The organism is Alkalihalophilus lindianensis (assembly GCF_032843265.1).
GTDB classification, from domain to species: domain Bacteria; phylum Bacillota; class Bacilli; order Bacillales; family Bacillaceae_D; genus Alkalihalophilus; species Alkalihalophilus lindianensis.
Window position 1 is genome coordinate 1 of sequence record NZ_JAWJBA010000742.1, and the last position, 250, is coordinate 250.

General features: G+C 40.4%; 1 protein-coding gene. It reads right to left on the reverse strand.

The window, feature by feature from the left end; all coding sequences use genetic code 11:
• Nucleotides 1-250 (reverse strand): hypothetical protein (locus tag RYX56_RS24160; protein WP_317124357.1); only part of this gene is annotated, 250 nt, incomplete at both ends.

The window sequence follows — 250 nt, forward strand, 5'->3', positions numbered from 1 at the left end:
TTTCAACATTTCATCGATGGATTTCGGCTGTTTCGTCTGTTCCTGCTGAACGATAACATCTAATGAATCGCCATCTTTTTCAATCGTTGTTAAAACATCCTCGGTCTTCGTAGGATTTAACATCATCACAAGCTGTCCTGCGGTTAAACCATATTTGATTAATTCATCTTGTGCAACTCGGAAGGTGTACTCGACATAGGAGTCCTCAGCGCTTGATGTAACATCTTTTAAGCCCTTCTGTTTCTTCAAC